Below are 24,339 nucleotides of genomic sequence, written 5' to 3'. Positions count from 1 at the left end.
ACGAGGACGGACGATGACCCTCCCCCCGCTGCGCGGTCCGCGATGATCATCAACCCGCTGCGCGATCCCCGGGACCGGCGGCTGCCCCGGGTGCCCGAGCCGTGCGCCCTGGTGGTCTTCGGCATCACCGGTGACCTGGCGCGGAAGAAGCTGCTGCCCGCTGTCTACGACCTCGCCAACCGGGGTCTGCTCCCCACGAACTTCGCCCTGCTGGGCTTCGCCCGGCGCGACTGGGGCGACACCGAGTTCGCCGAGCTCGCGCGCGACGCGATCCGGGAGCACGCCCGGACGCCGTGGCGCGAGGAGGTGTGGGAACGGCTGGCCGGCAGCGTCCACTTCGTGCAGGGGTCGTTCGACGACGACACCGCGTTCGACGAGCTCGCCGCGGCCCTCGGCGAGCTGGAGGGCACGCACGGGATCGGCGGCAACGCCGCGTTCTACCTGTCGATCCCGCCGTCGATGTTCCCGGTGGTGCTCAAGCAGATGCAGCGCACCGGCATGGCGGAGAACACCACCGGCCGGTGGCGCCGCGTCGTCGTCGAGAAGCCGTTCGGCACCGACCTGGCCTCCAGCCGGGAGCTCAACTCCCTCGTCGACTCGGTCTTCAGCGCCGACGACGTCTTCCGCATCGACCACTACCTGGGCAAGGAAACCGTCCAGAACCTGATGGCGCTGCGGTTCGCCAACAGCCTCTTCGAGCCGGTCTGGAACGGCCACCACGTGGACTCCGTCCAGATCACCATGGCCGAGGACGTCGGGATCGGCGGCCGGGCCGGCTTCTACGAGAAGACCGGCGCCGCCCGCGACGTGCTGCAGAACCACCTGCTGCAGCTGCTGGCGCTGACCGCGATGGAGGAGCCGGTCGAGTTCTCGGCCGAGGAGATCCGCACCGAGAAGCTCAAGGTGCTGCGCGCCGTCTCGCTGCCCGAGGACCTGCCGACCTTCGCGGTCCGCGGCCAGTACGAGCAGGGCTGGCTCGCCGGCGAGCGCGTACGGGCCTACCGCCAGGAGGAGGGCGTCGACCCGGCGTCCACAACCGAGACCTTCGCGGCGGTGCGGCTCGGCGTGGAGACCCGCCGCTGGGCCGGCGTGCCGTTCTACCTCCGCACCGGGAAGCGGCTGCCCCGCCGGGTCACCGAGATCGCCCTGGTCTTCAAGCGCGCACCGCACCTCCCCTTCGCCGACACCGACACCGAGGAGCTCGGCAACAACCAGCTCGTCGTCCGCGTGCAGCCCGATGAAGGGGTCACCCTCAAGTTCGGGTCGAAGGTGCCGGGCAGCGTGATGGAGGTCCGCGACGTGTCCATGGACTTCCTCTACGGCGAGCAGTTCACCGAGACCAGCCCCGAGGCCTACGAGCGGCTGCTGCTCGACGTGCTCCTCGGCGACGCGACGCTGTTCCCGCGCAACGCCGAGGTGGAGGCCTCCTGGGCGGTGATCGACCCGCTCGAGGAGTTCTGGGCGGGGACCGACCCCGCGCCCTACCGGGCCGGTGAGTGGGGGCCGCGCGCCGCCGACGCGATGCTGGCCGCCGAGGGCCGCCGCTGGCGGCGACCGTGACCGCCCCGCGCACCACCGAGCCGCAGCCGCGAGCGGAGGAGACCCCGTGACGACCCTCTGGGACACCACCGGATCGGCGGTGGTCAAGGAACTGGCCGCCCAGCGCCGCACCGGCGGCGCCGTCCTCTCCGGCGTGGCCCTGACCCTGGTGGTCGTGGCGGACGAGAGCCGGGTGGCCGAGGCCGAGGCGGCCGCCACCCACGCGGCCGAGATGCACCCGTGCCGCGTGCTCGTCGTCGTCCGCCGCCAGATCGACGCCCCGGTCCCCCGGCTCGACGCCGAGGTGCAGATCGGCGGGCGGCTCGGGCCGGGCGAGGCGGTGGTCATGCGGATGTACGGCCGCCTGGCCCTGCACGCCGAGTCCGTCGTCCTCCCGCTGCTGGCCGCCGACGCACCGGTCGTCGCCTGGTGGCACGCGCCGGCGCCCGAGCAGCTGGCCACCGACGCGCTGTCGGTCGTCGCCGACCGCCGGATCACCGACAGCTCCCTCGCCGAGGACCCGCTGGCCGCCCTGCGCACGCGAGGGCAGGACTACGTGCCCGGCGACACCGACCTGGCGTGGACGCGGGGCACCGCCTGGCGGGCCACGCTCACCTCCACCCTGGACGCCGTCGCCGGACGCCGCGGGGAACCGGTCCGGGTGATCGGTGGCCGGCTGACCGGCGACCCGGGGAACCCGACCGCGCAGCTGCTGTCCGGGTGGATCACCTCCCGCGCCGGCTGCCCGGTCGACATCGAGAAGGGGTCGCGCTCCGCGGGCCCCTCCGGCGTGGAGGCGGTGACGCTGCGGCTCGACCAGGACGAGGAGGTCCGGGTCGCCGCCGACCACCGCGGCGGCGCGGTGATCACGCAGCCTTACCGACCGGACTCGACCGTCGCCCTCCCGGAGCGGGTGCTGGGCGACCTGCTCAGCGAGGAGCTCCGCCGGCTCGACCCCGACGAGCCCTACGCCGACGCGCTCTCCACCGCCACCGGCATCGCGGGGCTGGCCGAGCGGGCACGATCCCGCCAGCACATCTGGTTCGACCCGGCCGAGAGCGACGGTGACGAGACCGGGCCGACCGGCCCGACCGTCCCCGGCGACTCCGAGGACTCCGACGAGGTCGCCCTCGACGGGGAGCGGAACGCCGAGGAGCCCGCACCCGCCGACGTCCGACCAGGGAGGACCTCGTGACCCGCTCCCCCGGCGACCGCGTCGCCGCCGACCTCGCCGCGACCGGGGGTCCGGTCCCCGACGTCGTGATCGAACCGGACCCCGACCGGTTGTCCCGGGCCGTCGCCGAGGCGCTCGTCGCCCGGCTCGCGGCGGCCCAGGCGGTGCACGGCACCGCCTCGGTCGTGCTGACCGGCGGCGGGATCGGCATCGCCGTGCTGGAACGGGTGGCCGCCCTGGCCGCCGAGCCGGTGCGGGAGACGGTCGACTGGACCGCGGTCGACGTCTGGTGGGGCGACGAGCGCTTCGTGCCGGCCGGCGACGCCGAGCGCAACGAGGGGCAGGCCCGGACCGCGCTGCTGGACCGCGTCGGCGTCCCCGCGGAGCGGGTGCACGCGATGCCCGCCGCGGACTCGGCGTCCGGGTCGCCCGAGGCGGCCGCCGAGGCCTACCTGGCCGAGCTCCAGGAGCACGCCGACGGCGGGACCGGCCTGCCCCGCTTCGACGTGCTGCTGCTGGGCATGGGCCCCGAGGGCCACACGGCGTCGATCTTCCCCGGGTCGCCTGCGGTCCACGACGAGCGCCCGGTGCTGGCGGTCCGCGACTGCCCCAAGCCCCCGCCCACCCGGATCAGCCTCGGCTACCCGGCGATCAACAGCGCCGAGGAGGTCTGGGTGGTCGTCACGGGCGAGGGCAAGGCCGAGGCCGTGGCCGCCGCCCTGGGGGGCGCGGACCCGGTCGACATCCCGGCGGCCGGCGTGCACGGCACGCGCGCCACCCGGTGGCTGCTCGACGCCGGCGCCGCGTCGCGGCTCCCCCGCGCCGCGGGGTGACTCAGCCGCCGCGACGCACGCGCAGCCGGTCGAGGGCCTCCTCGAGCAGGGCGTTGCCGTCGGCGTCGCTGCGCCGCTCGCGCACGTAGGCCAGGTGGGTCTTGTAGGGCTCGATCCGCGGCGCGGGCGGCGGGGCGGTGCGGTCCTGCCCGGCGGGCAGCCCGCAACGCGGGCAGTCCCACAGCTCGGGGACCTCGGCCTCGGCCGCGAGCACCACGTGGGTCTCGTGCCCGTTGGCGCACCAGAAGGGGATCCGCCGGCGGGGCGCGGACTCGCCGCGCTCGACCTCGCCGACCGGACCCGCTCCGACCCGGGTGCCCCGGATCGCATTCCCACCAGCCACGTGTGCCCCCTGATCGTCCGTCCGGGCGCGGCAGCGCCGTCCGCCGCGGGAGGAGTCTAGGGCGTGGTGGGGCGCATCCCGGTCACGATTGCGTGCCGGTTGTGAACCGGCCCACTCCGGGTCGGGTCAGGGGTTGACCTTGATCAGGATGCCGAGGCCGACGATGCACACGGTCCAGACCAGCGCGGTGAGCACGGTCAGCCGGTTGAGGTTCTTCTCGACCACGGACGACCCGGACAGCGAGGAGGAGACGGAGCCGCCGAACATCGAGGACAACCCGCCCCCCTTGCCGCGGTGCAGCAGGATGAGCACCACGAGCAGCAGGCTGCTGAGGACCAGCAGCACGTTGAGGACCAGCTCCATCGACCTCTCCGGAAGGTTGTCGGCGACCGGCGACGGACGCCAGCTCTCGGTCCGAGGGTAGCCGACGGGCAGTACCCCGCCGCTCAGCACTGCCGGGACGGGCAGGGCCCAGCGGATCGCCGCGTTCGTCGGCGCCCGGCCGCGCCGGCGGTCAACGGACGCCGGCAGTGGCGACGTCGTAGCCGTCGTAGGGCCGCATGACCAGCCCGTTGCGCAGCCGCTGCCCCGCCAGCAGCTGGATACGGGTCTCGGCCAGGGGCACGTAGGCCGCCCGGGCCTGCGCCGCCGCGGCGACCTCGGCCCACTCCGCGTCGCCCGCCCGCGCCCGGTCGACCAGGGCGTCGACCTCCGGGTCGGCCAGCCGCGCGTGGTTCGGGTTGCCCACGCGGGCGATGCTGCGCCCGTCGACGAGCGGCACGAGGAAGGACCCCGGTGTCGGGAAGTCGGCGGTGCGCGTGGCGAGGACCAGCCCGTAGCCGTTCGCGGCGACGTTGTCGGGGTTGCCGACGTCGGTGGCGTAGAAGGTGGCGGGGTCCAACGGGCGCACCTCGACGTCGATGCGGATCTCGGCGAGCTGGGCGGCGATCTCCTCGGCGACGGCGACGCTGCTGCTGACGTCGGGCACGGCGAGGACGGTGGCGAACCCCTCGGGCCGCCCGCACTCCTCCAGCGCGGTGCGGGCGGCGTCGAGGTCCGGCCCCTGCTCGCCGCCGTCCGGGCCACCGGGCAGCGCCCGGGGCCACAGCGCGCTGCTGCGGATCGCGTCGACCGCACCACCGAGCGCCGCCTGGACGCCGCGGCGGTCGACGGCGGCGGCGACGGCGGCCCGGCAGCCGGGGTCGTCCATCGGCGCGACGTCGGTGGGCAGCGCGAGCAGGCGGACGGCACCGGTGGTGACGTCGTCGACCCGGTCCAGCAGCTCCTCGCCGCCGTCGCCGCCCAGGCGCGCGGTCGTGGCCGGCATGACACCGGTGCCGGAGATGTCGAGGTCCGCGGAGCCGGCCAGCAGCGCCTGGTCCCGGGCCAGCCCGGAGAGGCCCGTGCGCACCACGACGCGGTCGGGCAGCGCCGTGCGCACCTCGTCGGTGGCCGGGTCCCACTCGGAGTTGCGCTCCAGGAGAATCCCGGTCTCCGGGTCGACGGAGGAGATGGCGTAGGGGCCGGAGGAGACCGGGTCGGCACCGTACTCGCCGCGGGTGTCGGCCTCGGCCGGGACCGGGCTGGCGGACGGCAGCGCCAGGACGTAGGGCAGATCCGGCTGCGGGACGCGCAGCCGGAAGACGACCGTGCGCTCGTCCGGCGTCTCGATCGAGGACAGGACGGGGTCGTCCTCCTCGGTGGAGTACGGCCCCGGGTAGGGGTTGGCCGGGTCGTCGAGCAGGCCGACGAGGTAGGTGGGTCCGCCGACGATCACGTCGGAGGCGAACGACCGCTGGATGCCGTACTTCACATCACCGCTGGTGATGGGCCGGCCGTTCTCGAACCGGACCCCCTCCTTGAGCGTGAAGGTCCAGGTCAACCCGTCCTCGGAGACGGTGCCGAGGTCCGTGGCCAGGTCGGGCACCAGCCCGGTGGTGCCCCCGGCCGCGCTGGAGAAGGTCACCAGGGTGCGGGCGTAGAGCCGCATCAGGTTCCACACCCCGGGCAGGTAGGAGCGCTGCGGGTCCAGGCTGTCCACCGTGGGGGCGACCACCCGCAGGGTGCCGCCGCGCTCCTCGGAGGGCGACCGGACTCCCTCGACGCCGGCGTCCGGACCATCGGCGAGCACCGGCACGTCGGCCCGCCCGCCCGTGCCACCGAGGCAGCTCACGGCGAGGACGACGACCAGCGCGACGACCGCGGCGGAGCCGAGCAACCGCCGCGGCGACCAGCCCTGCGCCCAGGGCGGGAGCCGGTCGGCCGTCCGCTCCCGCGTCGAAGGCTCCACCTGCTGCCCACCCCCATCCGTGTCCGGCCGGGGGCGGCAGCAGGGTTCAGCTACCGCCCGCGGCGATCCGGCAGATCCGCGCGAACTCGTCGGCGTCCAGGCTGGCCCCACCGACGAGTGCGCCGTCGATGTCCGCCCCGGCGAGGATCCCGGCCGTGTTCGCGGCCTTCACCGACCCGCCGTAGAGGATACGGACGCTCGAGCCCGTCTCGTCGCCGAAGCGCTCGGCGAGCCGCGCCCGCAGCGCCCCGCAGACCTCCTGCGCATCCTCCGGCGTCGCCACCTCACCGGTGCCGATGGCCCACACCGGCTCGTAGGCGACCACGAACGCGGCGCCCGGGGCCGCCACCTGCTCGGCGGTGAGCCCTTCGAGCGCGGCGTCCAGCTGCCGGGTGCAGTGCGCGACGTGCTCCCCGGCCCTGCGGACGTCGAGCCCCTCCCCCACGCAGAGGATGGGCACCAGGCCGTGCCGGACCGCCGCCTGCACCTTGGCGGCGACGACCGCGTCGTCCTCCGCGTGCAGCGCGCGCCGCTCGGAGTGCCCCACGGTCACGTAACCGCAGGCCAGTGCGCTCAGCATGGCTCCGCTGACGTCACCGGTGTAGGCGCCGGAGTCCTGGGGGGAGAGGTCCTGGGCGCCGTAGCCGATGTCCAGCTTGTCGCCGGCCACCAGCGTCTGCACGCTGCGCAGGGCGGTGAACGGCGGGAGCACGACGACCTCGGCGGCCTCGAGTTCCTCCTCCTTGAGGGAGAACACGACCTTCTGGACCAGCCCGATGGCCTCCAGGTGGGTCATGTGCATCTTCCAGTTGCCGGCGATCAGCGGCCGGCGGCCCTCGCGGGCCGGGGTGGACCGGGTGCGTGCCATGTCCGCTCCTCGCTCAGTCGGCCAGCACGGCGAGGCCCGGGAGCTCCCGGCCCTCGAGGTACTCCAGCGACGCGCCGCCACCGGTGCTGATGTGCCCGTACGCGCTCTCGTCGAGGTCCAGCACCCGCACCGCGGCCGCCGAGTCCCCGCCACCGACGACCGACAGCCCGTCGACGGCGGAGACGGCCTGCGCCACGCCGCGGGTGCCGGCCTGGAAGGGCGCCAGCTCGAAGACGCCCATGGGCCCGTTCCAGAACACCGTGCGGGCCTCCCCGAGCGTGGCGCCGAAGAGCTCCACCGTCCGCGGGCCGACGTCCAGGCCCATCTGGTGCTCGGGGATGGCGTCGACCGGCACGGTGGTGGTCGGGGCGTCCGCGCTGAACTCCGGCGCGCAGACGACGTCGACCGGCAGCACGATCCGGTCACCGGCCTCGGCCAGCAGCCGGCGGCAGGTCTCCACCTGGTCGGCCTCCAGGAGGGACTTCCCCACCCCGTGGCCCTGCGCGGCCAGGAAGGTGAAGCACATCCCGCCGCCGACCAGCAGCCGGTCGACCTTGGGCAGCAGCGCCTCGATCACCGCGAGCTTGTCGCTGACCTTGGAGCCGCCCAGGACCACCACGTAGGGCCGCTCGGGCTCGGTGGTGAGCCGGGTGAGCACCTCGAGCTCGCGGGCGACCAGCCGCCCGGCGTAGTGCGGGATCCGCTCGGCCACGTCGAACACCGAGGCGTGCGCCCGGTGCACGGCGCCGAACGCGTCGTCGACGTAGACGTCGGCGAGCGCCGCCAGCCGGTCGGCCAGCTCGCCGCGCTCGGCGTCGTCCTTGCTGGTCTCGGCGGCCTCGAAGCGGACGTTCTCCAGCAGCAGGACGTCGCCGTCGCCGAGGGCGGCCGCCTTCTCGCGGGCGTCCTCCCCGGCCACGTCGGCGGCGAGCGGCACCGTCGTGCCGAGCAGCTCACCCAGGCGGGCGGCCACCGGCGCGAGCGAGAACTGCGGGTCGGGCGCCCCCTTGGGGCGGCCCAGGTGGGCGGCGACGAGCACGCGCGCCCCGGCCTCCCGGAGCGCCTGCAGCGTCGGCAGGCTGGCGCGGATCCGGCCGTCGTCGGTGATCGCGCCGGTCTTCTTGTCCAGCGGGACGTTCAGGTCGGCGCGCAGCAGCACGCGCCGACCGGAGACGCCCTCGGCGAGGAGGTCGTCGACGGAGCGCATCAGAGGGACTTGCCCACCAGCGTGGTCAGGTCGACGAGGCGGTTGGAGTAGCCCCACTCGTTGTCGTACCAGCCCAGGACCTTGACCATGGGACCGAAGACCTTGGTCAGCTTCGCGTCGTAGATGCACGACGACGGGTCGGTGACGATGTCGGAGGAGACGATCGGCGCGTCGGTGTAGGTGAGGTACTTCCCCAGCGGCCCGGCGGTGGCCTCGCGGTAGGCGGCGTCGATCTCGTCGGCCGAGGCCTCGCGGGAGACCTGCACGGTGAGGTCGGTGGCCGAGCCGGTGGGGACGGGCACGCGGATCGCGTAGCCGTCGAGCTTGCCCTTGAGCTCGGGCAGGACCAGACCGATGGCCTTGGCGGCACCGGTGGAGGTCGGCACCATGTTGAGCGCGGCGGCGCGGGCGCGGCGCAGGTCCTTGTGCGGGCCGTCCTGGAGGTTCTGGTCGGCGGTGTAGGCGTGGATGGTGGTCATCAGGCCGCGCTCGATGCCGAAGGCGTCGTTGAGCACCTTGGCCAGCGGCGCGAGGCAGTTGGTGGTGCACGAGGCGTTGCTGATGATCGTCTGCGAGCCGTCGTAGAGGTCGTCGTTGACGCCCATGACGATCGTGATGTCGTCGTCGGTGGCCGGCGCGGAGATGATGACCTTCTTGGCGCCACCGGCGTCGACGTGCTTGCGGGCGTCGGCAGCCTTGGTGAAGAAGCCGGTCGACTCGACGACGACGTCGACGCCGAGGTCGGCCCACGGCAGGTTGGCCGGATCGCGCTCGGAGAGGACCTTCATGGTCTTCCCGCCGATGCTGATGCCGTCGCCGTCGGCCGCGACCTCCTCCTTGAGGACGCCGAGGATGCTGTCGTACTTCAGGAGGTGGGCCAGGGCCTCGTTGCTGGTGAGGTCGTTGACCGCGACGATCTCGATGTCCTGACCGCTGGCGGCGGCGGCACGCCAGAAGTTGCGGCCGATCCGGCCGAATCCGTTGATGCCTACCCGGACCGTCACTGCAGACCTCCCATGGGAACCGTCACGTCGGTTGCCGCGCGGACCGCGCGGCCTCGCTCCGTGCAGACCCTATCGGTCGCGGTCCCGGGCGGCTCCCGGTCGCCCGAACGGGCGAGCGCGGCACGCCCGCTCTGGACCGGTCAGCCGCCGGCGACCAGCTCGACGGCGGCGGCGGGCGCGGGCACGGGGCTCATCAGGTGCGCGCCGGGGGCGGCGACGACCCGGTCGCGGCCCGCGGCCTTCGCGACGTAGAGCGCCCGGTCGGCCGCCTGCAGGAGGCGGTCGGACTCGGCACCGCCCGCGGGCCCGGCGGCCACGCCCGCGCTGATGCTCACCCGGACCGTCTCACCGGCGAAGACGGGTCGGAGGGCGCCGCACTCCCGGCGGACGCGCTCCGCGCGCTCGACCGCCTGCGCGAGCGGCACCCCGGGGAGCACGAGGACGAACTCCTCCCCGCCCATCCGGGCCACCGTGTCGCCGTCCCGTGTGGCCCGCCGCAGCACACCGGCGACGGCCCTGAGGACGTCGTCACCCGCGGCATGGCCGAAGCGGTCGTTGACGGCCTTGAAGTGGTCGATGTCGACGACGACGACCGCGACCCCGTCGCCGCCGTCCCGGTGCCGGTCCGCGGAAAGGGCCCGGTCCAGCTGGCGGCGGTTGTGCAGGCCGGTCAGCGGATCCCGCACCGCCTCCTCGGCCAGCTCCGCCCGCAGCCGCTCGATCTCGCGCACCTGCTCCTCGAGGCGGCTGTTCAGCTGCTCCACCGCCGCCTGCCTGGCCTGCTGCTCGCTCACGTCGCGCACCACGAGGATGCGCCCCAGCGCACGTCCGCGGGGGTCGCTCACGGGGGCGTCCCGGACGTCGAGCCACAGCCCCGGCCGCACCTCGGCCACCCGGTGCCCGTCCAGCCGTTCGGTGCGGTCGAGGACGGCGAGGGCGTGCTGACCGACGATGTCGGTCAGCCGTTGCCCCACCAGCTCCTGGCCTCGCAGGTCGGTGCGCAGGTGGGCGAGCAACCGGCCGGCCGACGGGTTCAGGTCGATCAGCACCCCCGCCGGGTCCACGACGAGCACCGCATCTGGCACCGTGTCCACCACCTGGTCGCGGGCGACGGGGACCAGGCGCAGCAGGCCGAGCCGCAGCAGGGCCCAGCAGTTGATCAACCCGGTCACCACGAAGAACAGCGGGGTCACGTCGACGACCTGCCCGGCTGACTGCAGGGCGAGCGCGGTCGCGTTGCCGGCGGTCGAGATGACGCCGGCGCCGATCAGGACACCGATCTGCCGGCGGAAGACCCCCGTCGCGCTCCTCCAGCGGCGGCCCATGTGCCAGTAGGCCTCCGCGATGAGCACGTAGGAGTACACCGTGTGGACGTCGAAGAGCGGCCCCAGGGTGATCGACTCGAAAGGGTCGGAACCCGTCGCGCCGTGGCCGACGATGACGAGCTCCCAGGTGGCCGGCAGGGACGCCGCCACGACCAGCAGGACCGGTTCGACTGCGAGCAGGGCGAACCGCCGCCCGGTGGGCCGCCACGAGGGATCGGCGACCGCCCGCGACAGCGCATGGATGCCCACCACGACGACGCCGACCGCGGCCATGAGCAGCGGCGGGTAGAGCATCCGCACGGCGTCCGAGGCCAGACCGTGCAGCACCGCGTCGACGGCCGACCAGCCTGCCGCGCCCGCCATCGTGGCGGCCAGCGCGGTCGCGGCCGGGGTCCGCTCGCGGCGCTGCCAGGCCAGCGTCGCCGTGACGAGCGCGACCACGGCGGCGCTGGCGAACAGCAGTGCCCACTGCTGTGAGGTCATCCCGGCTCCTCGATCGGGCGGCCGGGTCGGTACCGGGCCGTCGACCGGGGCATCGGCGACGACCCGGCTCCGCTGGAGGAAGGCGGGCCCGGTTCCTCCCCCGGTCGGGGGAGACGGGTCCCGCTCCTCTACTGAGCCAGCATGTCGTCGGTGACGACGGACTCCGTGTCCGGGATGCCGAGGTCCTTGGCGCGCTTGTCCGCCATGGCGAGCAGCCGGCGGATGCGGCCGGCGACGGCGTCCTTGGTCATCGGCGGATCGGCCCGCTGGCCGAGCTCCTCCAGCGACGCCTGCCCGAACTCCAGGCGCAGCCGGCCGGCGACCAGCAGGTGCTCGGGGGCGTCCTCGCCGAGGATCTCCAGCGCGCGCTCGACCCGGGCGCTGGCGGCGACGGCGGCCCGCGCGGAGCGGCGCAGGTTGGCGTCGTCGAAGTTGGCCAGGCGGTTGGCGGTCGCCCGCACCTCGCGGCGCATCCGCCGCTCCTCCCAGGCCAGCACCGCGTCGTGCGCGCCCATCCGCGTGAGCAGCGCGCTGATCGCGTCGCCGTCCCGCACGACCACCCGGTCGGCGCCGCGCACCTCGCGGGCCTTGGCGGCGATGCCCAGCCTGCGGGCCGCGCCGACGAGCGCCATGGCCGCCTCCGGGCCGGGGCAGGTGACCTCGAGCGAGGACGAACGACCGGGCTCGGTCAGCGAGCCGTGGGCGAGGAAGGCACCGCGCCAGGCCGCCTCGGCGTCGTTGATGCTGCCGGAGACGACGGCCGGCGGGAGGCCGCGCACCGGGCGACCGCGCTGGTCGACCAGCCCGGTCTGCCGGGCCAGCCCCTCGCCGTGCTTGGCGATGCGGACGAGGTAGCGCACTCCCCGGCGGATGTTGCCGCCCGCGAGGACGCTCACCCCGCTGGTGTAGCCGTAGACCTCGCTGATGTCCCGGCGCAGCCGCCGGGCGACCGAGCCGGTGTCCAGCTCCGCCTCGATGACCACGCGGCCACCGACGATGTGCAGGCCACCGGAGAACCGCAGCAGCGCGGTCACCTCGGCCTTGCGCTCGGAGGTCTTCGTGCACTCCACCCGGGAGAGCTCGTCCTTCACCATGGCGGTCATCGCCATGCCGTCCACCCCCACGTTCCCCCGGGAGATCCCGCCCCCGCAGTCCGGGTCAGCGTCATGTACGCCGTCCCCTCTCCCCCTCGTGCCGGCCGACCGGCCGTCCAGCTGGTACCCGCTCGCATGCCGCTACCCGTTCACCTCATCCCGACCACGGAGGCCAGCGCCGCGGCGAGGCGCCCCGGGTCGTGCCGCGGCGCACCATCCGGCTCGGCGACCGGCGCCAGCAGCAGCTCGGCACCGCACCCGCGGACCGCCTCAAGCAGACCACGGCGGTCAACCACCGACTCCACGTCCGCGATCACGGTGTGCAACGCCACTCCGTCCAGGTGGGCCTGCAGCACGGCCAGGTGCTCCTCCGGGGAGAAGCCGTCCGTCTCGCCGGGCTGCGGTTCGAGGTTCAGCACCACCACCACCCGCGCGCCGGTCGTCGCCAGCGCCGCGCGGAGCCGGGGCACGAGCAGGTGCGGCAGCACAGAGGTGTACCAGGAACCGGGGCCCAACGAGACGACATCGGCCGCGGCGATGGCGTCGAGGACCGCCGGGTGCACCGCCGGATCGGCGGGCGCGAGCCGGATCTCCCGGACCCGCCCCGGGGTGGCCGCGATCGCCACCTGCCCCCGGATGGTGCGCACCCGGGCGGGGTCGTCGCGGTCGGCGGTCTCCACCCGGGCGACCAGGTCCAGGGGCTCGTCGGCCATGGGGAGCACCCGGCCGGCGGCGCCTACCAGCGAGCACAGCTCGTCGAGCGCCCGGACGGTGTCACCCCCGTACATCTCGGTCAGGCCGGTGAGCAGCAGGTTGCCGACCGGGTGGCCGGCGAGCACGCCGCTGCCGCCGAAGCGGTGCTGGAACAGTGCGGCGAGGGTCTGCTCGCGCTCGGCCGCCCCGGCAAGCGCGGCCAGGGCCATCCGCAGGTCACCAGGGGGCAGCACCGGCATCTCGCGCCGGATCCGCCCCGACGACCCGCCGTCGTCGGCCACCGTCACCACGGCGGTCAGCTCGGGGGTGATCCGGCGCCACGCCGCCAGCGCCGCGGCGAGCCCGTGACCGCCGCCGAAGGCGACCACCCGGGGCGGCCGCCCCGGGATCGCCGTCGCCCCCACTACTCGCGCCCCAGGTCGCGGTGCCGGGCCACGGCCGCGATGCCCTCGGCGTGCAGCCGGCGGGCGAACTCCTCGGCGATCGCGACACTGCGGTGCTTGCCGCCGGTGCAGCCGACCGCGAGCGTCAGGTAGCGCTTGCCCTCGCGCCGGTAGCCGGGCAGCAGCAGCCGCAGCACCTCGGTGTAGCGGTCCAGGAAGTCACCGGCGTCCGGCTGCCCGAGGACGTAGTCGCGGACGTCGGCGTCGCGCCCGGTGTGCTCCCGCAGCTCCGGCACCCAGTGCGGGTTGGGCAGGAAGCGGGCGTCGACCACGAGGTCGGCGTCCAGGGGCAGGCCGTACTTGAACCCGAAGCTCATCACCGTCGCGGTGAGCGGTGGGGTGCGGCCGTCGCGCGCGAACGCGTTCTCCAGCGTGGCGCGCAGCTGGTGCACGTTGAGGTCGCTGGTGTCGACCCAGAGGTCCGCCTCGCCGGCGATGCCGGTGAGCAGGGCGCGTTCCTCGGTGATGCCGTCGGTGAGCGTGCCGTTGCCCTGGAGCGGGTGCTCGCGGCGGTTGGACTCGTACCGGCGGACCAGCACCTCGTCGCGGGCGTGCACGTACACCACCCGCGGCCGGTGCCCCGCCTCCGAGAGGAGCCGGATGGACTCCTGCAGGTCGCTGGAGAAGGCCCGGCTGCGGACGTCGACGACGGCCGCGAACCGGCGGAGGTCACCGCGGGCGCCGAGTTCGACCATGGGCAGCAGCAGCGCCGGCGGCAGGTTGTCCACGACGAACCAGCCGAGATCCTCCAGCACCCGGCCGGCGCTGTTCTTCCCCGCGCCGGAGAGCCCGGTGACGACGACGACCTCGAGCGGCTGGGTCTCGGTGCTCGCGGGGTCCATCGCCGGCGAGACGTCGTTCTGCGGGCCCACCGGGGCGGTGCCGGCCTCGTCCACGCCCGGCGTCCCGGCGTCGGTGCCGGCGGTCACGAGGCCACCCGGCCGACCTCGGCGGTGTCGCCGGAGCCGGGGCGCGGGGCGCCCTGCTCGGCCGGGCCCTGGGGCGCGAGGGTGCTCTCCGCCGCCGGCTGCGCCTCGTCGGGCGCGGGAGTCGGTTCGGCGACCGCCCGCTGCACCGCCTCCGCCGTCCGCCGGCCGATGCCGGGGACCGCCATGAGTTCCTCCACCGTCGCGGCCCGCAGGCGCTTGAGCGACCCGAACTGCTTCATCAACGCCTTCCGTCGTGCCTCCCCGAGACCGGGGACGTCGTCGAGCAGGGACACCAGCATGCTGGTGGACCGCTTCTGCCGGTGGTAGGTGATGGCGAAGCGGTGTGCCTCGTCACGCACCCGCTGCAGCAGGTACAGCGCCTCGGAGGTGCGGGGCAGGATCACCGGGTCGCTCTCCCCCGGCAGCCACACCTCCTCCATGCGCTTGGCCAGCCCGCAGACGGCGACGTCGACGACGCCGAGCTCCTCGAGCGAGCGCGCCGCCGCGGCCACCTGCGGGGCGCCGCCGTCGACGACGAGCAGGTTGGGCGGGTAGGCGAACCGGCGCGGCCGCCCTTCCTCGGCGGCGATCCCCTGCTCGTCGCGGCGGTCGGCCTCCTCCTTGAGGTGGCGGGCGAAGCGGCGGCGGACGACCTCGGCCATCGCCGCGGTGTCGTCGGTTCCCTCGGTGACGGAGAAGCGCCGGTAGTCGGACTTCTTCGCCAGGCCGTCCTCGAACACGACCATGGACGCCACGACGTTGGTGCCCTGCACGTGGCTGATGTCGATGCACTCGATGCGCAGCGGCGCGTCAGGCAGCTCGAGGGCCTCCTGCAGCTCCGACAGGGCCAGCGAGCGGGCGGTGAGGTCGCTGGACCGCTTGACCCGGTGCCGGGCGAACGCCTCCTTGGCGTTGCGCTCGACGGTCTCCATCAGGCTGCGTTTGTCGCCCCGCTGCGGGACGCGCAGCGACACGCGGCCGCCGCGCAGCTCCTCGAGGAGCTCCACGTACACGTCGGCGTCGTCCGGGAGCTCCGGCACGAGCACCTCGCGCGGCACCGCCTCGCCGGCCTCCCCGACGCCGGTCTGCTCGTCGACCCCGCCGTACACCTGGAGGAGGAACTGCTCCACCAGCTCCCCGGTGGTGACCTCCTCGACCTTGTCGATGATCCAGCCGCGCTGACCGCGCACCCGGCCGCCGCGGACGTGGAAGACCTGGACGGCCGCCTCGAGCTCGTCCTGCGCGAAGGCGACGACGTCGGCGTCGGTACCGTCACCGAGGACGACCGCCTGCTTCTCCATCGCCCGCTTGAGCGCCCCGATGTCGTCGCGCAGGCGGGCGGCCCGCTCGTACTCCATCGCCGCGGCGGCCTCGCTCATCTCGCGCTCGAGCCGCTTGATCATCGACTCGGTCTTCCCGGCCATGAAGTCGCAGAAGTCGTCGACGATCCGCCGGTGCTCCTCGGCGCTCACCCGACCTACGCAGGGGGCCGCGCACTTGCCGATGTAACCCAGCAGGCAGGGGCGGCCGATCTGGCCGGCGCGCTTGAAGACGCCGGTGGAGCAGGTGCGCGCGGGGAACACGCGGGTGAGCGTGTCGAGCGTCTCGCGGATGGCCCACGCGTGGGCGTAGGGGCCGAAGTAGCGCACGCCCTTCTTCTTGGGGCCGCGCATCACCTGCAGCCGCGGGTACTCCTCGTTCAGCGTCACGGCGAGGCTGGGGTAGCTCTTGTCGTCGCGGTACCGGACGTTGAACCGCGGGTCGAACTCCTTGATCCAGTTGTACTCGAGCTGCAGCGCCTCGACCTCGGTGCCGACGACGGTCCACTCGACGCTCGACGCCGTCGTCACCATCTGGCGGGTGCGGGGGTGCAGGCCTGCGACGTCGGCGAAGTAGCTGTTCAGCCGCTGGCGCAGGCTCTTGGCCTTGCCGACGTAGATGACCCGGCCGTTCGGGTCGCGGAACTTGTAGACGCCTGGGGACTCCGGGATGGAGCCGACCGCCGGACGGTACGTGGACGGGTCGGCCATGCCTCCACACTAGGTCGCGGCACCGACACGCCGTCAGTGAGCGGACCCGTCCGTCCCACACGTCACAGCCGCCGCCGCACCCCCGCACAGACTCCTGGAGCGGAGCCCGTCGGGCTCCGCTCCAGGAGGATGGCCAGGGAGGTGGCGGTCAGGCCACCGGCTGCGACCGCCGCACCGTCACGGCCGGCACGTGCGCGGCTGCGGCAGAGGCGCCCCGGACAGCCAGCCGGGCCGCACGGCGGGTGAGCGCCGCGGCGGCGAACAGCCCGACCGGCACGGCGACGAAGTCGAACGCGTCGGCCACCACGTCCTTCGTCACGACGGCCAGCGAGAGACCGAGCAGGGCGAGCAGGACGACGGCGGAGACGATGCCCGAGCCCCGGGCACCCTTGCCCTGCCACGGCTGCCCGCAGTGGGCCATGTCGGGGTCGCAGTCAGGCGTGAGTGCGCTCATCGCGGCCTCCTCGCGGGGGCGTGGGTCCGCCCCGGTGATGTCCGTCACAGGGACGATACGCCCGCAGTGACTTCTCTCACAAGTGCGTGCGTCCCACGACCCCGCACGCCCCCGTCGGACCGCCCGGGCACGGGAAGCTCCGCACGGAGACCCGTCAGCTGGCCTTCCTGCGGGCCCGCTTCTTCACGGGGCCGGCCCCCGCCGCGGCGATGGCGTCCTCGTCGAGCAGCGGCACCAGGTAGCGGCCGGTGTGGCTCTCCGGCACCGAGGCGACGAACTCGGGCGTCCCCTCGGCGACGACGGTGCCGCCCCGGAAGCCCCCCTCGGGCCCCATGTCGATGAGCCAGTCCGCGCTCTTGATGACGTCGAGGTTGTGCTCGATGACGATCACCGAGTTGCCCTTGTCGACCAGCCCCTGCAGGACGAGCAGCAGCTTGCGGATGTCCTCGAAGTGCAGGCCGGTGGTCGGCTCGTCGAGCACGTAGATGCTGCGCCCGTTGGACCGCTTCTGCAGCTCGCTGGCGAGCTTGACGCGCTGCGCCTCGCCACCGGAGAGCGTGGTCGCCGGCTGGCCGAGCCGGACGTAGCCCAGGCCGACGTCGGTGAGCGTGCGCAGGTAGCGGGCGATCGCCGGGATGGCCGCGAAGAAGTCCGCCGCCTCCTCGATGGGCATGTCCAGGACCTCGGCGACGGTCTTGCCCTTGTAGTGCACCTCCAGGGTCTCCCGGTTGAACCGGGCGCCCTTGCAGACCTCGCAGGGCACGTAGACGTCGGGCAGGAAGTTCATCTCGATCTTCAGCGTGCCGTCGCCCGAGCAGGCCTCGCAGCGGCCGCCCTTGACGTTGAAGGAGAACCGGCCCGGGAGGTACCCGCGGACCTTCGCCTCCGAGGTCTGGGCGAACAGCTTTCGGACGTGGTCCCACACTCCCGTGTAGGTCGCCGGGTTCGACCGCGGGGTGCGGCCGATGGGCGACTGGTCGACGTGCACGACCTTGTCGAGGTGCTCCAGGCCGGTGACCGTGCGGTGCCGGCCGGGTACCAGCCGCGCCCGGTTGAGCTCGTTGGCCAGCACGCTGTAGAGGATGTCGTTGACCAGGCTCGACTTGCCCGAGCCGGACACCCCCGTGACCGCCACCATGCAGCCCAGCGGGAAGGTGACGTCGACGCCGCGCAGGTTGTTCTCGCGGGCCCCCTTCACCACGAGCTCTCGCCCGGGCGTCGGCTCACGCCGCTTCTCCGGGACGACGATCTCCCTGCGGCCGGACAGGTACTGCCCGGTGAGCGAACGCTCGCTGGCCAGCAGGTCCTCGACCGTGCCGCTGACGACTACCTCGCCGCCGTGCTCACCGGCCCCCGGGCCGATGTCGACGACCCAGTCGGCGGTCTTGATCGTGTCCTCGTCGTGCTCGACGACGATGAGGGTGTTCCCCATGTCTCGCAGCCGGACCAGGGTCTCGATCAGCTTGGTGTTGTCGCGCTGGTGGAGCCCGATGGAGGGCTCGTCCAGCACGTAGAGGACGCCGACGAGCCCGGAGCCGATCTGGGTGGCCAGCCGGATGCGCTGCGCCTCCCCGCCGGCCAGCGTGGCGGCCGGGCGGTCGAGCGAGAGGTAGTCCAGGCCGACGTCCACGAGGAAGGACAGCCGGGCCTGGATCTCGCGCAGCACGCGGTCGGCGATCGCCTTCTCACGCTCACCCAGCTCCAGCGCTCCCAGCCACTGCGACGCCTCCCCGATGGAGAGGTTGGTGACCTCGGCGATGGACCGGCCGTTGAGCTTGACCGCGAGGATCTCCGGCTTCAAGCGCGTGCCGTGGCACACGGGGCAGGGCACGTCGCGCATGTAGCCCTCGTACTTGTCCCGCATGTACTCGCTGTCGGTGTCGTCGTGCCGGCGCTCCAGGAAGGGCAGCACCCCCTCGAAGGCGGCGTAGTAGCTGCGCTCGCGGCCGTACCGGTTCTTGTAGCGGACGTGCACCTGGTCGGGCGAGCCGTGCAGGATCGCCTTCTGCACCTTCGCCGGCAGCCGCTCCCACGGGTCGTCCATGGAGAAGCCGATCTGCTGCGAGAGCCCGGTGAGCAGCCGGGTGAAGTACTCGTTGCTCATCGAGCTCGACCAGGGGGCGATCGCACCCTGGTTGAGGCTCTTCCCGGGGTCGGGCACCACGAGCTCGGGGTCGACCTCCTTGCGGGTGCCGATGCCGGTGCACTCACCGCACGCGCCGAACGGCGAGTTGAACGAGAACGACCGCGGCTCGAGCGCCTCGAAGGAGAGGCCGTCGTCGACGCAGGCCAGGTGCTCGGAGAAGGTCCGCTCGCGCTCCGGGTCGTCCTCGGGGAGGTCGACGAAGTCGAGGACCACCAGGCCCCCGGCGAGCCCGAGGGCGGTCTCGATCGAGTCGGTGAGCCGGCGCTTCGCGCTCTCCTTGACGGTGAGGCGGTCGACGATCACCTCGATCGTGTGCTTCTCCTGCTTCTTCAAGGTCGGCGGCTCGGTCAGCGGGTGGACCGTGCCGTCGACGCGGACGCGGGAGAAGCCCTGCGTCTGCAGCGAGCTGAACAGGTCGACGTACTCGCCCTTGCGGGCCCGGACGACCGGGGCCAGCACCTGGAAGCGGGTGCCGTCCTCCATCGCCAGCACCTGGTCGACGATCTGCTGCGGCGTCTGCCGCGAGATGGGCTTGCCGCAGTTGGGGCAGTGCGGCTGGCCGGCGCGCGCGTACAGCAGACGGAGGTAGTCGTAGACCTCGGTGATGGTGCCGACGGTCGACCGCGGGTTGCGGTTGGTCGACTTCTGGTCGATCGACACCGCCGGGGAGAGCCCCTCGATGAAGTCGACGTCGGGCTTGTCCATCTGACCGAGGAACTGGCGGGCGTAGGCCGACAACGACTCGACGTACCGCCGCTGCCCCTCGGCGAAGATCGTGTCGAAGGCCAGGCTGGACTTCCCCGACCCCGAGAGCCCGGTGAACACGATGAGCGCGTCACGGGGGAGGTCGATGTGGACGTCCTTGAGGTTGTGCTCGCGGGCGCCTCGGACGACGAGCCGGTCCATGTGATCCCTGTCGGTCGCTGGTGGGTGGAGCGGTGGTGCGCTGGACGGCGGCCGTCGTGGTCCGGTCGCGGTTCGGCCGGTGCAACGCCGGCGCTGCCCGCGGTCGTCCACCGCACGGTGTGAGCTGCGCCCGGTCGCCGGGCCGGCCGCCGCCGGGCCGGGCTCTCAGACCGGTGTCGCGGTGGGGTCGAAGACGGGCGCGTACCGGCGCCAGGGCCGGCGGGACTCCAGCTCGCCGATGATCCAGAGTAGCCGCTCCTCGGAGCCCGGCGGGCCGATGAACTGGACCGGTACCGGGGGGCCGCCGGGCCGGGTGGCGGCCGGCAGGACCGCTGCCGGGTTGCCGGCCAGGTTCCAGGCGGCTGTCCACGGGGCCCAGCGGGCGTTGGCCGTGATGTTGGCCAGGAAGCCGCGCTCGTGCCACGGGCGGGCGGGCAGCGGCGGACCGGTGGTGACAGGGGTGAGCAGCAGGTCGACGTCGTCGAAGAACCGCTCCACGCGCCGGCGGAACCGCTCCTGCGTGCGCGGCCGGACCAACCCCAGCCGGCGCACCAGCCGGCCGATGCGGGCGTGGGTGCGGCTGCGCGGCTGCAGGCGCGCCCGGTCGAGACCAAGGAACTCCGCGTCGTCCTCCGCGCCGGCCATCCACCGCGCGAGGGCGCCGCCGGCGGCCGCCGGGGTGATCGGCGGGTCGCGGCGCACCACGGTGTGACCGGCCGCGCGCAGCTGGTTCACCACGGCGTCGACCGCCGCGCGCGTCGCCCGGTCAGCACCGAGACCGGGCAGCGGCGACCGCGTGCTGACGGCGACCCGCAGCGGGCGGCCGGGGGCCGCGGGTGCCGTGGGCTGCTCGCCCGCAAGCACCGCGTGCGCCACCGCCAGGTCGGCCGCCGTGGTGGCCAGCGCGCCGTTGACCGCCATCCCCGACCAGTCGTCGGCGCCGATCCCGCCGGGCAGCACGCCGACCCCGGGCTTGAGGGTGACCAGCCCGCAGGCGGCGGCCGGCAGCCGCAGCGACCCCATGCCGTCGTTGCCGTGCGCGATCGGCACCGAGCCGGAGGCGACCGCGGCCGCGCTGCCACCCGAGCTGCCCGCCGGCGAGAGCGCGGTGTCCCACGGGTTGCGCGTCACCGTGCCCGGGCCGTCGGTGGCGGCGTACAGGCACAGCTCGGGCACCCGGGTGATGCCGACGACCACCGCGCCCGCCTTGCGCAGCCGCGTGACGACCTCGTGGTCCCGGCGCTCGGGCCCGGCCTCGCGGGCCGGCGAGCCGTCGGTGCACACCTCGCCGGCCACCTGCACGTTGTCCTTCACCGCGACCGGGACCCCTGCCAGCGGGAGGGCGAACCGGGTGAGGCTCGCGTCGACCGCGGCGGCCTCGGCCAGCGCCGCCTCGCGCCGCACCACGCGGAAGGCGCCGATGCGCGCGTCGACCGCCTCGATGTGGTCGAGGTGCGCCCGGACGACCTCCACCGCGGTGAGCTCGCCGGCCCGCACCCGTGCGGCGATCTCCGTGGCCGTCAGCCCGACGATCCGCCGCCCGCCGGCCGCGCCCCCAGGAGCACCGCCCTGAGCTGTGCCGAGACCTCCGCTAGCGTCCATGCCTGGACCGTAACGGCGCCCGCCGACACTTTCCGAACGGAGTCCGGATGAGCACCCCGACCTACACCGGAGACGTCACCGTCGGCGGCCCCGCCGACGTGCGAGAGCTGCCCGGGCTGACCGTCAGCAAGGTCGCGGTCAGCGAGATGGCGAACAACGCCTACCTGCTGCGCTGCACCGCGACCGGCGAGGGCCTGCTGATCGACGCCGCCGACGAGCCGGAGGTCCTGCTGGCGCTGGTCGGGGACACCGACCTGCGAACCGTCGTCACCACGCACGGCCACTGGGACCACCACCGGGCCCTGCCCGACGTCGTCACCGCTACCGGTGCCGCGACCGCGGCCCACCCGGCGGACGCCCCCGCCCTCCCCGTGCCGGTGACGCGGCCGGTCGAGCACGGCGACACCGTGGCCGTCGGCGAGCAGGTGCTGGAGGTCGTGCACCTGCGCGGGCACACGCCGGGGAGCATCGCGCTGGTCTGGCGCGGGCCCGGCGACGCCGGCGTCCACCTCTTCACCGGTGACAGCCTGTTCCCCGGCGGCGTGGGGAGGACCTGGTCCGCGGAGGACTTCGCGAGCCTCGTCGACGACGTCGAGCAGCGGCTGTTCGCCGTCCTGCCCGACGGCACGTGGGTGTACCCGGGGCACGGCGCGGACACCACGCTCGGCGCGGAGCGCCCGCACCTCGCGGAGTGGCGCGAGCGGGGCTGGTGACCGCCGGCCCGGCTAGTCCTCGTCGTCGTCGAAGAGGGCGACCAGCTCGTCGGGCGTCCCGGGCACGTGCAGCGGGAGCACCGAGACCGTCCACTCCGGCCGCTGCCCCTCCACGCCCAGCGCGAGGTCCCACGCCGCCCGCGGGGTGAGCGGGCCGAAGCAGGCGTCGTCACCGTCCTCCCCCAGGTCGACCTCGACCAGCCACTGGTCCGACAGGTCGGCCGCGAGCTCGGCGAAGTCGGGGGCCGCGTCCTCGTCGGGTTCCGGGGAGTCGATCCGGACGGGGTAGATGAGCGCCATCCTGCGCACGCTAGGCCCACCGGCCCCGGCCGGCACCCCCGAACGGCACGAGCCGCCGCCGACGTCCGGGAGGACGCCGGCGACGGCTCGCGTCACCGGGGGAAGGTCAGCTCAGGATCTCGTGACCGTGCACGTGGTCGTGCTCGAGGCCGCCGCCGCCGGCCGCCTCGACGAAGGTGCCCTCCGCACCGGCGGGGGCGGGCAGCTCGAACGCCGGCCCGGGGACCGGCCTGCCCTCCACGCCGTTCACCGACTCCGTGGAGAAGGCGAACGTCAGCATCGCGAAGGCGATCAGGTCGCTGTTCACGTCCAGCGCGTCCAGGGCCAGGTTGTCGATCGTGTCGCAGGCCTCGTGGTAGCACGGGTCGAACTGGTCACCCGCGACGCCACCCCAGATCTCCGCCTGCCGATCGGTCTTGATCACCTCCGCCCCGGTGAACAGCCCGCCGGAGGGGATCCCCGCGTTGATGAACGCCTGGTAGTCGCTGCGGCCCGAGTACTCGGCGTCGTCGTAGGGCACGCCGATCTTCGTGTAGTAGGACTCGTAGACGTCCTCGATCGCCGTCGAGCCCTCCGGGATCGGGGCGGACGCGTCCCAGGTCGACTCGTCCGAGTCGTAGACCATCTGCACGTAGTTCGGCGAGGCGACCATGTCGTAGTTCATGTAGAGGGCGATCCGGTCGAGCTCGCTCTGCGGCTGCTTCGCCACGTAGCTGTTCGAGCCCACCAGCCCCTGCTCCTCCGCGGCCCACCAGGCGAACCGCAGGGTGTTGTGCGGCTTGAGGCTGGCCATCGACAGCGCCGTCTCCAGCAGCGCCGCGGAGCCCAAGCCGTTGTCGTTGATACCGGGGCCCTCGATGACGCTGTCGAGGTGCGCGCCGGCCATGACGACGTTGTCCCTGTCCCGGCCCCGCACTTCGGCGATGACGTTGTAGTCGGTGCGGGTGTCCGCGGGGAGCACCTCCACGAAGGCGGTGGCCCCCTCGGCCGCGAGCGCCACGCCCTGGTCGAAGCTGGCGCCGACGACCGGGATCCCGTGCTCGACCGTCCTGCCGTCGCCGAGGGTCGCCGCGTTGGCGACGATCAGCTCCATGCGGTCGGGCGCGCTGCCCTGGTTGAAGATGACGACCGCCTCGGCCCCCGCGTTCTCGGCGTTGACCACCTTGTCACCGAAGTTGCAGGTGCCCCGCTGGAGGAGCGCGATGTCGGCCGCGCCGCTGAGGTCCACGCCGTCGAAGTCCGTGGCCTCGCAACCGCTGGACGAGGCCCGGTCGCCGTCGAGGTTGATGTCGACGGGGACGACGTCGCCGGTGAGGGTGCCCGCGCCGCTGCCGGTGAAGACGCCGGTCTCGTACTCGGCCTCGACCGGGGTGAGCTGCCGAAGGACGGCGGGGAAGTTGAAGGTGACCTCGACCGGGTCGAGCGTGACGTCCATGCGGGCGTCCCGCAGCAGGTCCGCGACGTACTCGACGCTGTCGGCGTAGCCGTCGGTGCCCGCCGCGCGGGTGCCCGGGTAGACCGGGTCGTCGCTGTTGTCGGCGATCGTCTGGAAGGCGCGCTGGTGCTCGAGGACGTCCTCGAGGTCCACGCACTCGAGCAGCTTGGCGTAGGTGTTGTTGTGCCGGCGGTCGCACGGGTCCCGGGGCGCGGCGGTGGCCGTGGTGACGGGGAGCGCCAGGGCGATCATGATGCCGCTGGTGCCCAGTGCGATGGTTCGAGCCGCCGTCCGTCGTGCGGACGCGGTCCGTCGTTCGTTCACGCTCGATCCCTTCGATCGGTGGTCGGCGGCAGAGCCGCCGGGTGCCGGCGCCGTTGCCGGCACCCGGCACTCCACCGGAGTGACGACCCGCTTGCATAGAGGGATCTCGAGAGGCGCGGAGCGCCGGAGCCCGGCAGCCGAACCCGGCACGAGCACCGCTCCCCGCATCCACCTGCGCCTTCG

20 protein-coding genes are annotated in these 24,339 nt (G+C 73.8%); 4 read left to right on the top strand and 16 right to left on the bottom strand.

Features of this window, described 5'->3' with window-relative positions:
* Positions 1–42 precede the first annotated feature (42 nt).
* From zwf to pgl, 3 genes are read left to right on the top strand one after another with little or no spacing between them, the layout of a single operon-like run.
* Positions 43–1,560: a glucose-6-phosphate dehydrogenase gene (gene zwf, locus ACI79W_RS07880; protein ID WP_456561522.1), complete on the top strand. Its 1,518-nt coding sequence runs from the start codon at positions 43–45 to the stop codon at positions 1,558–1,560.
* Positions 1,561–1,606: 46 nt separating this feature from the next.
* Positions 1,607–2,734 (top strand): glucose-6-phosphate dehydrogenase assembly protein OpcA, encoded by a 1,128-nt coding sequence (locus ACI79W_RS07875; protein ID WP_456561521.1) that lies wholly within the window; start codon positions 1,607–1,609, stop codon positions 2,732–2,734.
* The gene (pgl, locus tag ACI79W_RS07870) at positions 2,731–3,546 is read left to right on the top strand and encodes a 6-phosphogluconolactonase (RefSeq protein ID WP_456561520.1); all 816 of its coding nucleotides are present in this window, start codon (positions 2,731–2,733) and stop codon (positions 3,544–3,546) included. The genes ACI79W_RS07875 and pgl overlap by 4 nt, the downstream gene beginning before the upstream one ends.
* A 1-nt stretch (position 3,547) precedes the next feature.
* Here the strand turns inward: pgl and ACI79W_RS07865 are convergent, their stop codons facing one another.
* The 14 genes from ACI79W_RS07865 to ACI79W_RS07800 form a co-directional block, all read right to left on the bottom strand.
* Complete coding sequence (locus ACI79W_RS07865) at positions 3,548–3,889, bottom strand: RNA polymerase-binding protein RbpA (protein WP_456561519.1); 342 nt, start codon at positions 3,887–3,889, stop codon at positions 3,548–3,550.
* A 126-nt stretch (positions 3,890–4,015) separates the two neighbouring features.
* On the bottom strand, positions 4,016–4,252 hold the full coding sequence (gene secG, locus ACI79W_RS07860) for a preprotein translocase subunit SecG (RefSeq protein WP_456561518.1): 237 nt from the start codon (positions 4,250–4,252) through the stop codon (positions 4,016–4,018).
* Positions 4,253–4,403: 151 nt separating this feature from the next.
* Positions 4,404–6,179 (bottom strand): ABC transporter substrate-binding protein, encoded by a 1,776-nt coding sequence (locus tag ACI79W_RS07855; RefSeq protein WP_456561517.1) that lies wholly within the window; start codon positions 6,177–6,179, stop codon positions 4,404–4,406.
* 46 nt (positions 6,180–6,225) lie between these two features.
* The gene (gene tpiA / locus ACI79W_RS07850) at positions 6,226–7,047 is read right to left on the bottom strand and encodes a triose-phosphate isomerase (RefSeq protein WP_456561516.1); all 822 of its coding nucleotides are present in this window, start codon (positions 7,045–7,047) and stop codon (positions 6,226–6,228) included.
* 13 nt (positions 7,048–7,060) lie between these two features.
* Complete coding sequence (locus ACI79W_RS07845) at positions 7,061–8,254, bottom strand: phosphoglycerate kinase (RefSeq protein ID WP_456561515.1); 1,194 nt, start codon at positions 8,252–8,254, stop codon at positions 7,061–7,063.
* Complete coding sequence (gap, locus tag ACI79W_RS07840; RefSeq protein ID WP_456561514.1) at positions 8,254–9,258, bottom strand: type I glyceraldehyde-3-phosphate dehydrogenase; 1,005 nt, start codon at positions 9,256–9,258, stop codon at positions 8,254–8,256. Before gap ends, ACI79W_RS07845 begins: the two co-directional genes overlap by 1 nt.
* Before the next feature lie 140 nt (positions 9,259–9,398).
* Positions 9,399–11,066 carry a histidine kinase N-terminal 7TM domain-containing diguanylate cyclase gene (locus ACI79W_RS07835; protein ID WP_456561513.1) on the bottom strand — a complete coding sequence of 556 codons (1,668 nt, stop codon included), beginning with the start codon at positions 11,064–11,066 and terminating at the stop codon, positions 9,399–9,401.
* 128 nt (positions 11,067–11,194) lie between these two features.
* Positions 11,195–12,175: a DNA-binding protein WhiA gene (gene whiA / locus ACI79W_RS07830; protein WP_091930636.1), complete on the bottom strand. Its 981-nt coding sequence runs from the start codon at positions 12,173–12,175 to the stop codon at positions 11,195–11,197.
* A 134-nt stretch (positions 12,176–12,309) separates the two neighbouring features.
* The gene (locus ACI79W_RS07825) at positions 12,310–13,278 is read right to left on the bottom strand and encodes a gluconeogenesis factor YvcK family protein (protein ID WP_456561512.1); all 969 of its coding nucleotides are present in this window, start codon (positions 13,276–13,278) and stop codon (positions 12,310–12,312) included.
* Positions 13,278–14,246 (bottom strand): RNase adapter RapZ, encoded by a 969-nt coding sequence (gene rapZ / locus ACI79W_RS07820; protein ID WP_456561511.1) that lies wholly within the window; start codon positions 14,244–14,246, stop codon positions 13,278–13,280. Before rapZ ends, ACI79W_RS07825 begins: the two co-directional genes overlap by 1 nt.
* Complete coding sequence (uvrC, locus tag ACI79W_RS07815; RefSeq protein WP_456561510.1) at positions 14,243–16,276, bottom strand: excinuclease ABC subunit UvrC; 2,034 nt, start codon at positions 16,274–16,276, stop codon at positions 14,243–14,245. The genes rapZ and uvrC overlap by 4 nt, the downstream gene beginning before the upstream one ends.
* Before the next feature lie 148 nt (positions 16,277–16,424).
* Complete coding sequence (locus tag ACI79W_RS07810; protein WP_456561509.1) at positions 16,425–16,730, bottom strand: hypothetical protein; 306 nt, start codon at positions 16,728–16,730, stop codon at positions 16,425–16,427.
* 154 nt (positions 16,731–16,884) lie between these two features.
* The gene (gene uvrA / locus ACI79W_RS07805; RefSeq protein WP_456561508.1) at positions 16,885–19,782 is read right to left on the bottom strand and encodes an excinuclease ABC subunit UvrA; all 2,898 of its coding nucleotides are present in this window, start codon (positions 19,780–19,782) and stop codon (positions 16,885–16,887) included.
* A gap of 165 nt (positions 19,783–19,947) precedes the next feature.
* Positions 19,948–21,384 (bottom strand): amidase, encoded by a 1,437-nt coding sequence (locus ACI79W_RS07800; RefSeq protein ID WP_456561507.1) that lies wholly within the window; start codon positions 21,382–21,384, stop codon positions 19,948–19,950.
* 47 nt (positions 21,385–21,431) lie between these two features.
* Between ACI79W_RS07800 and ACI79W_RS07795 the strand changes: the two genes are divergently transcribed.
* A complete protein-coding gene (locus ACI79W_RS07795; protein ID WP_456561506.1) occupies positions 21,432–22,097 on the top strand; it encodes an MBL fold metallo-hydrolase in 666 nt (221 codons plus the stop codon).
* A gap of 12 nt (positions 22,098–22,109) precedes the next feature.
* On the opposite strand, the gene ACI79W_RS07790 is transcribed toward ACI79W_RS07795, so the two are convergent.
* The gene (locus tag ACI79W_RS07790) at positions 22,110–22,397 is read right to left on the bottom strand and encodes a hypothetical protein (RefSeq protein ID WP_456561505.1); all 288 of its coding nucleotides are present in this window, start codon (positions 22,395–22,397) and stop codon (positions 22,110–22,112) included.
* 106 nt (positions 22,398–22,503) lie between these two features.
* Entirely contained in the window at positions 22,504–24,156 is a 1,653-nt protein-coding gene (locus tag ACI79W_RS07785; protein WP_456561504.1) for a M28 family peptidase, read from the bottom strand.
* Positions 24,157–24,339: the final 183 nt, after the last annotated feature.

Source organism: Blastococcus sp. SYSU DS0533 (assembly GCF_054050775.1).
The sequence above is the reverse complement of the archived record's forward strand: the minus strand, read 5'-3'. Positions and strand labels throughout refer to the sequence as shown.

Coding starts and splice junctions, on each gene's coding strand:
- zwf (WP_456561522.1), top strand. CDS start 43: ATGATCATCAACCCGCTGCGCGATCCCCGGGACCGGCGGCTGCCCCGG.
- secG (WP_456561518.1), bottom strand. CDS start 4,252: ATGGAGCTGGTCCTCAACGTGCTGCTGGTCCTCAGCAGCCTGCTGCTC.
- tpiA (WP_456561516.1), bottom strand. CDS start 7,047: ATGGCACGCACCCGGTCCACCCCGGCCCGCGAGGGCCGCCGGCCGCTG.
- ACI79W_RS07845 (WP_456561515.1), bottom strand. CDS start 8,254: ATGCGCTCCGTCGACGACCTCCTCGCCGAGGGCGTCTCCGGTCGGCGC.
- ACI79W_RS07835 (WP_456561513.1), bottom strand. CDS start 11,066: ATGACCTCACAGCAGTGGGCACTGCTGTTCGCCAGCGCCGCCGTGGTC.
- whiA (WP_091930636.1), bottom strand. CDS start 12,175: ATGGCGATGACCGCCATGGTGAAGGACGAGCTCTCCCGGGTGGAGTGC.
- uvrC (WP_456561510.1), bottom strand. CDS start 16,276: ATGGCCGACCCGTCCACGTACCGTCCGGCGGTCGGCTCCATCCCGGAG.
- ACI79W_RS07810 (WP_456561509.1), bottom strand. CDS start 16,730: ATGAGCGCACTCACGCCTGACTGCGACCCCGACATGGCCCACTGCGGG.
- uvrA (WP_456561508.1), bottom strand. CDS start 19,782: ATGGACCGGCTCGTCGTCCGAGGCGCCCGCGAGCACAACCTCAAGGAC.
- ACI79W_RS07800 (WP_456561507.1), bottom strand. CDS start 21,384: ATGGACGCTAGCGGAGGTCTCGGCACAGCTCAGGGCGGTGCTCCTGGG.
- ACI79W_RS07795 (WP_456561506.1), top strand. CDS start 21,432: ATGAGCACCCCGACCTACACCGGAGACGTCACCGTCGGCGGCCCCGCC.
- ACI79W_RS07790 (WP_456561505.1), bottom strand. CDS start 22,397: ATGGCGCTCATCTACCCCGTCCGGATCGACTCCCCGGAACCCGACGAG.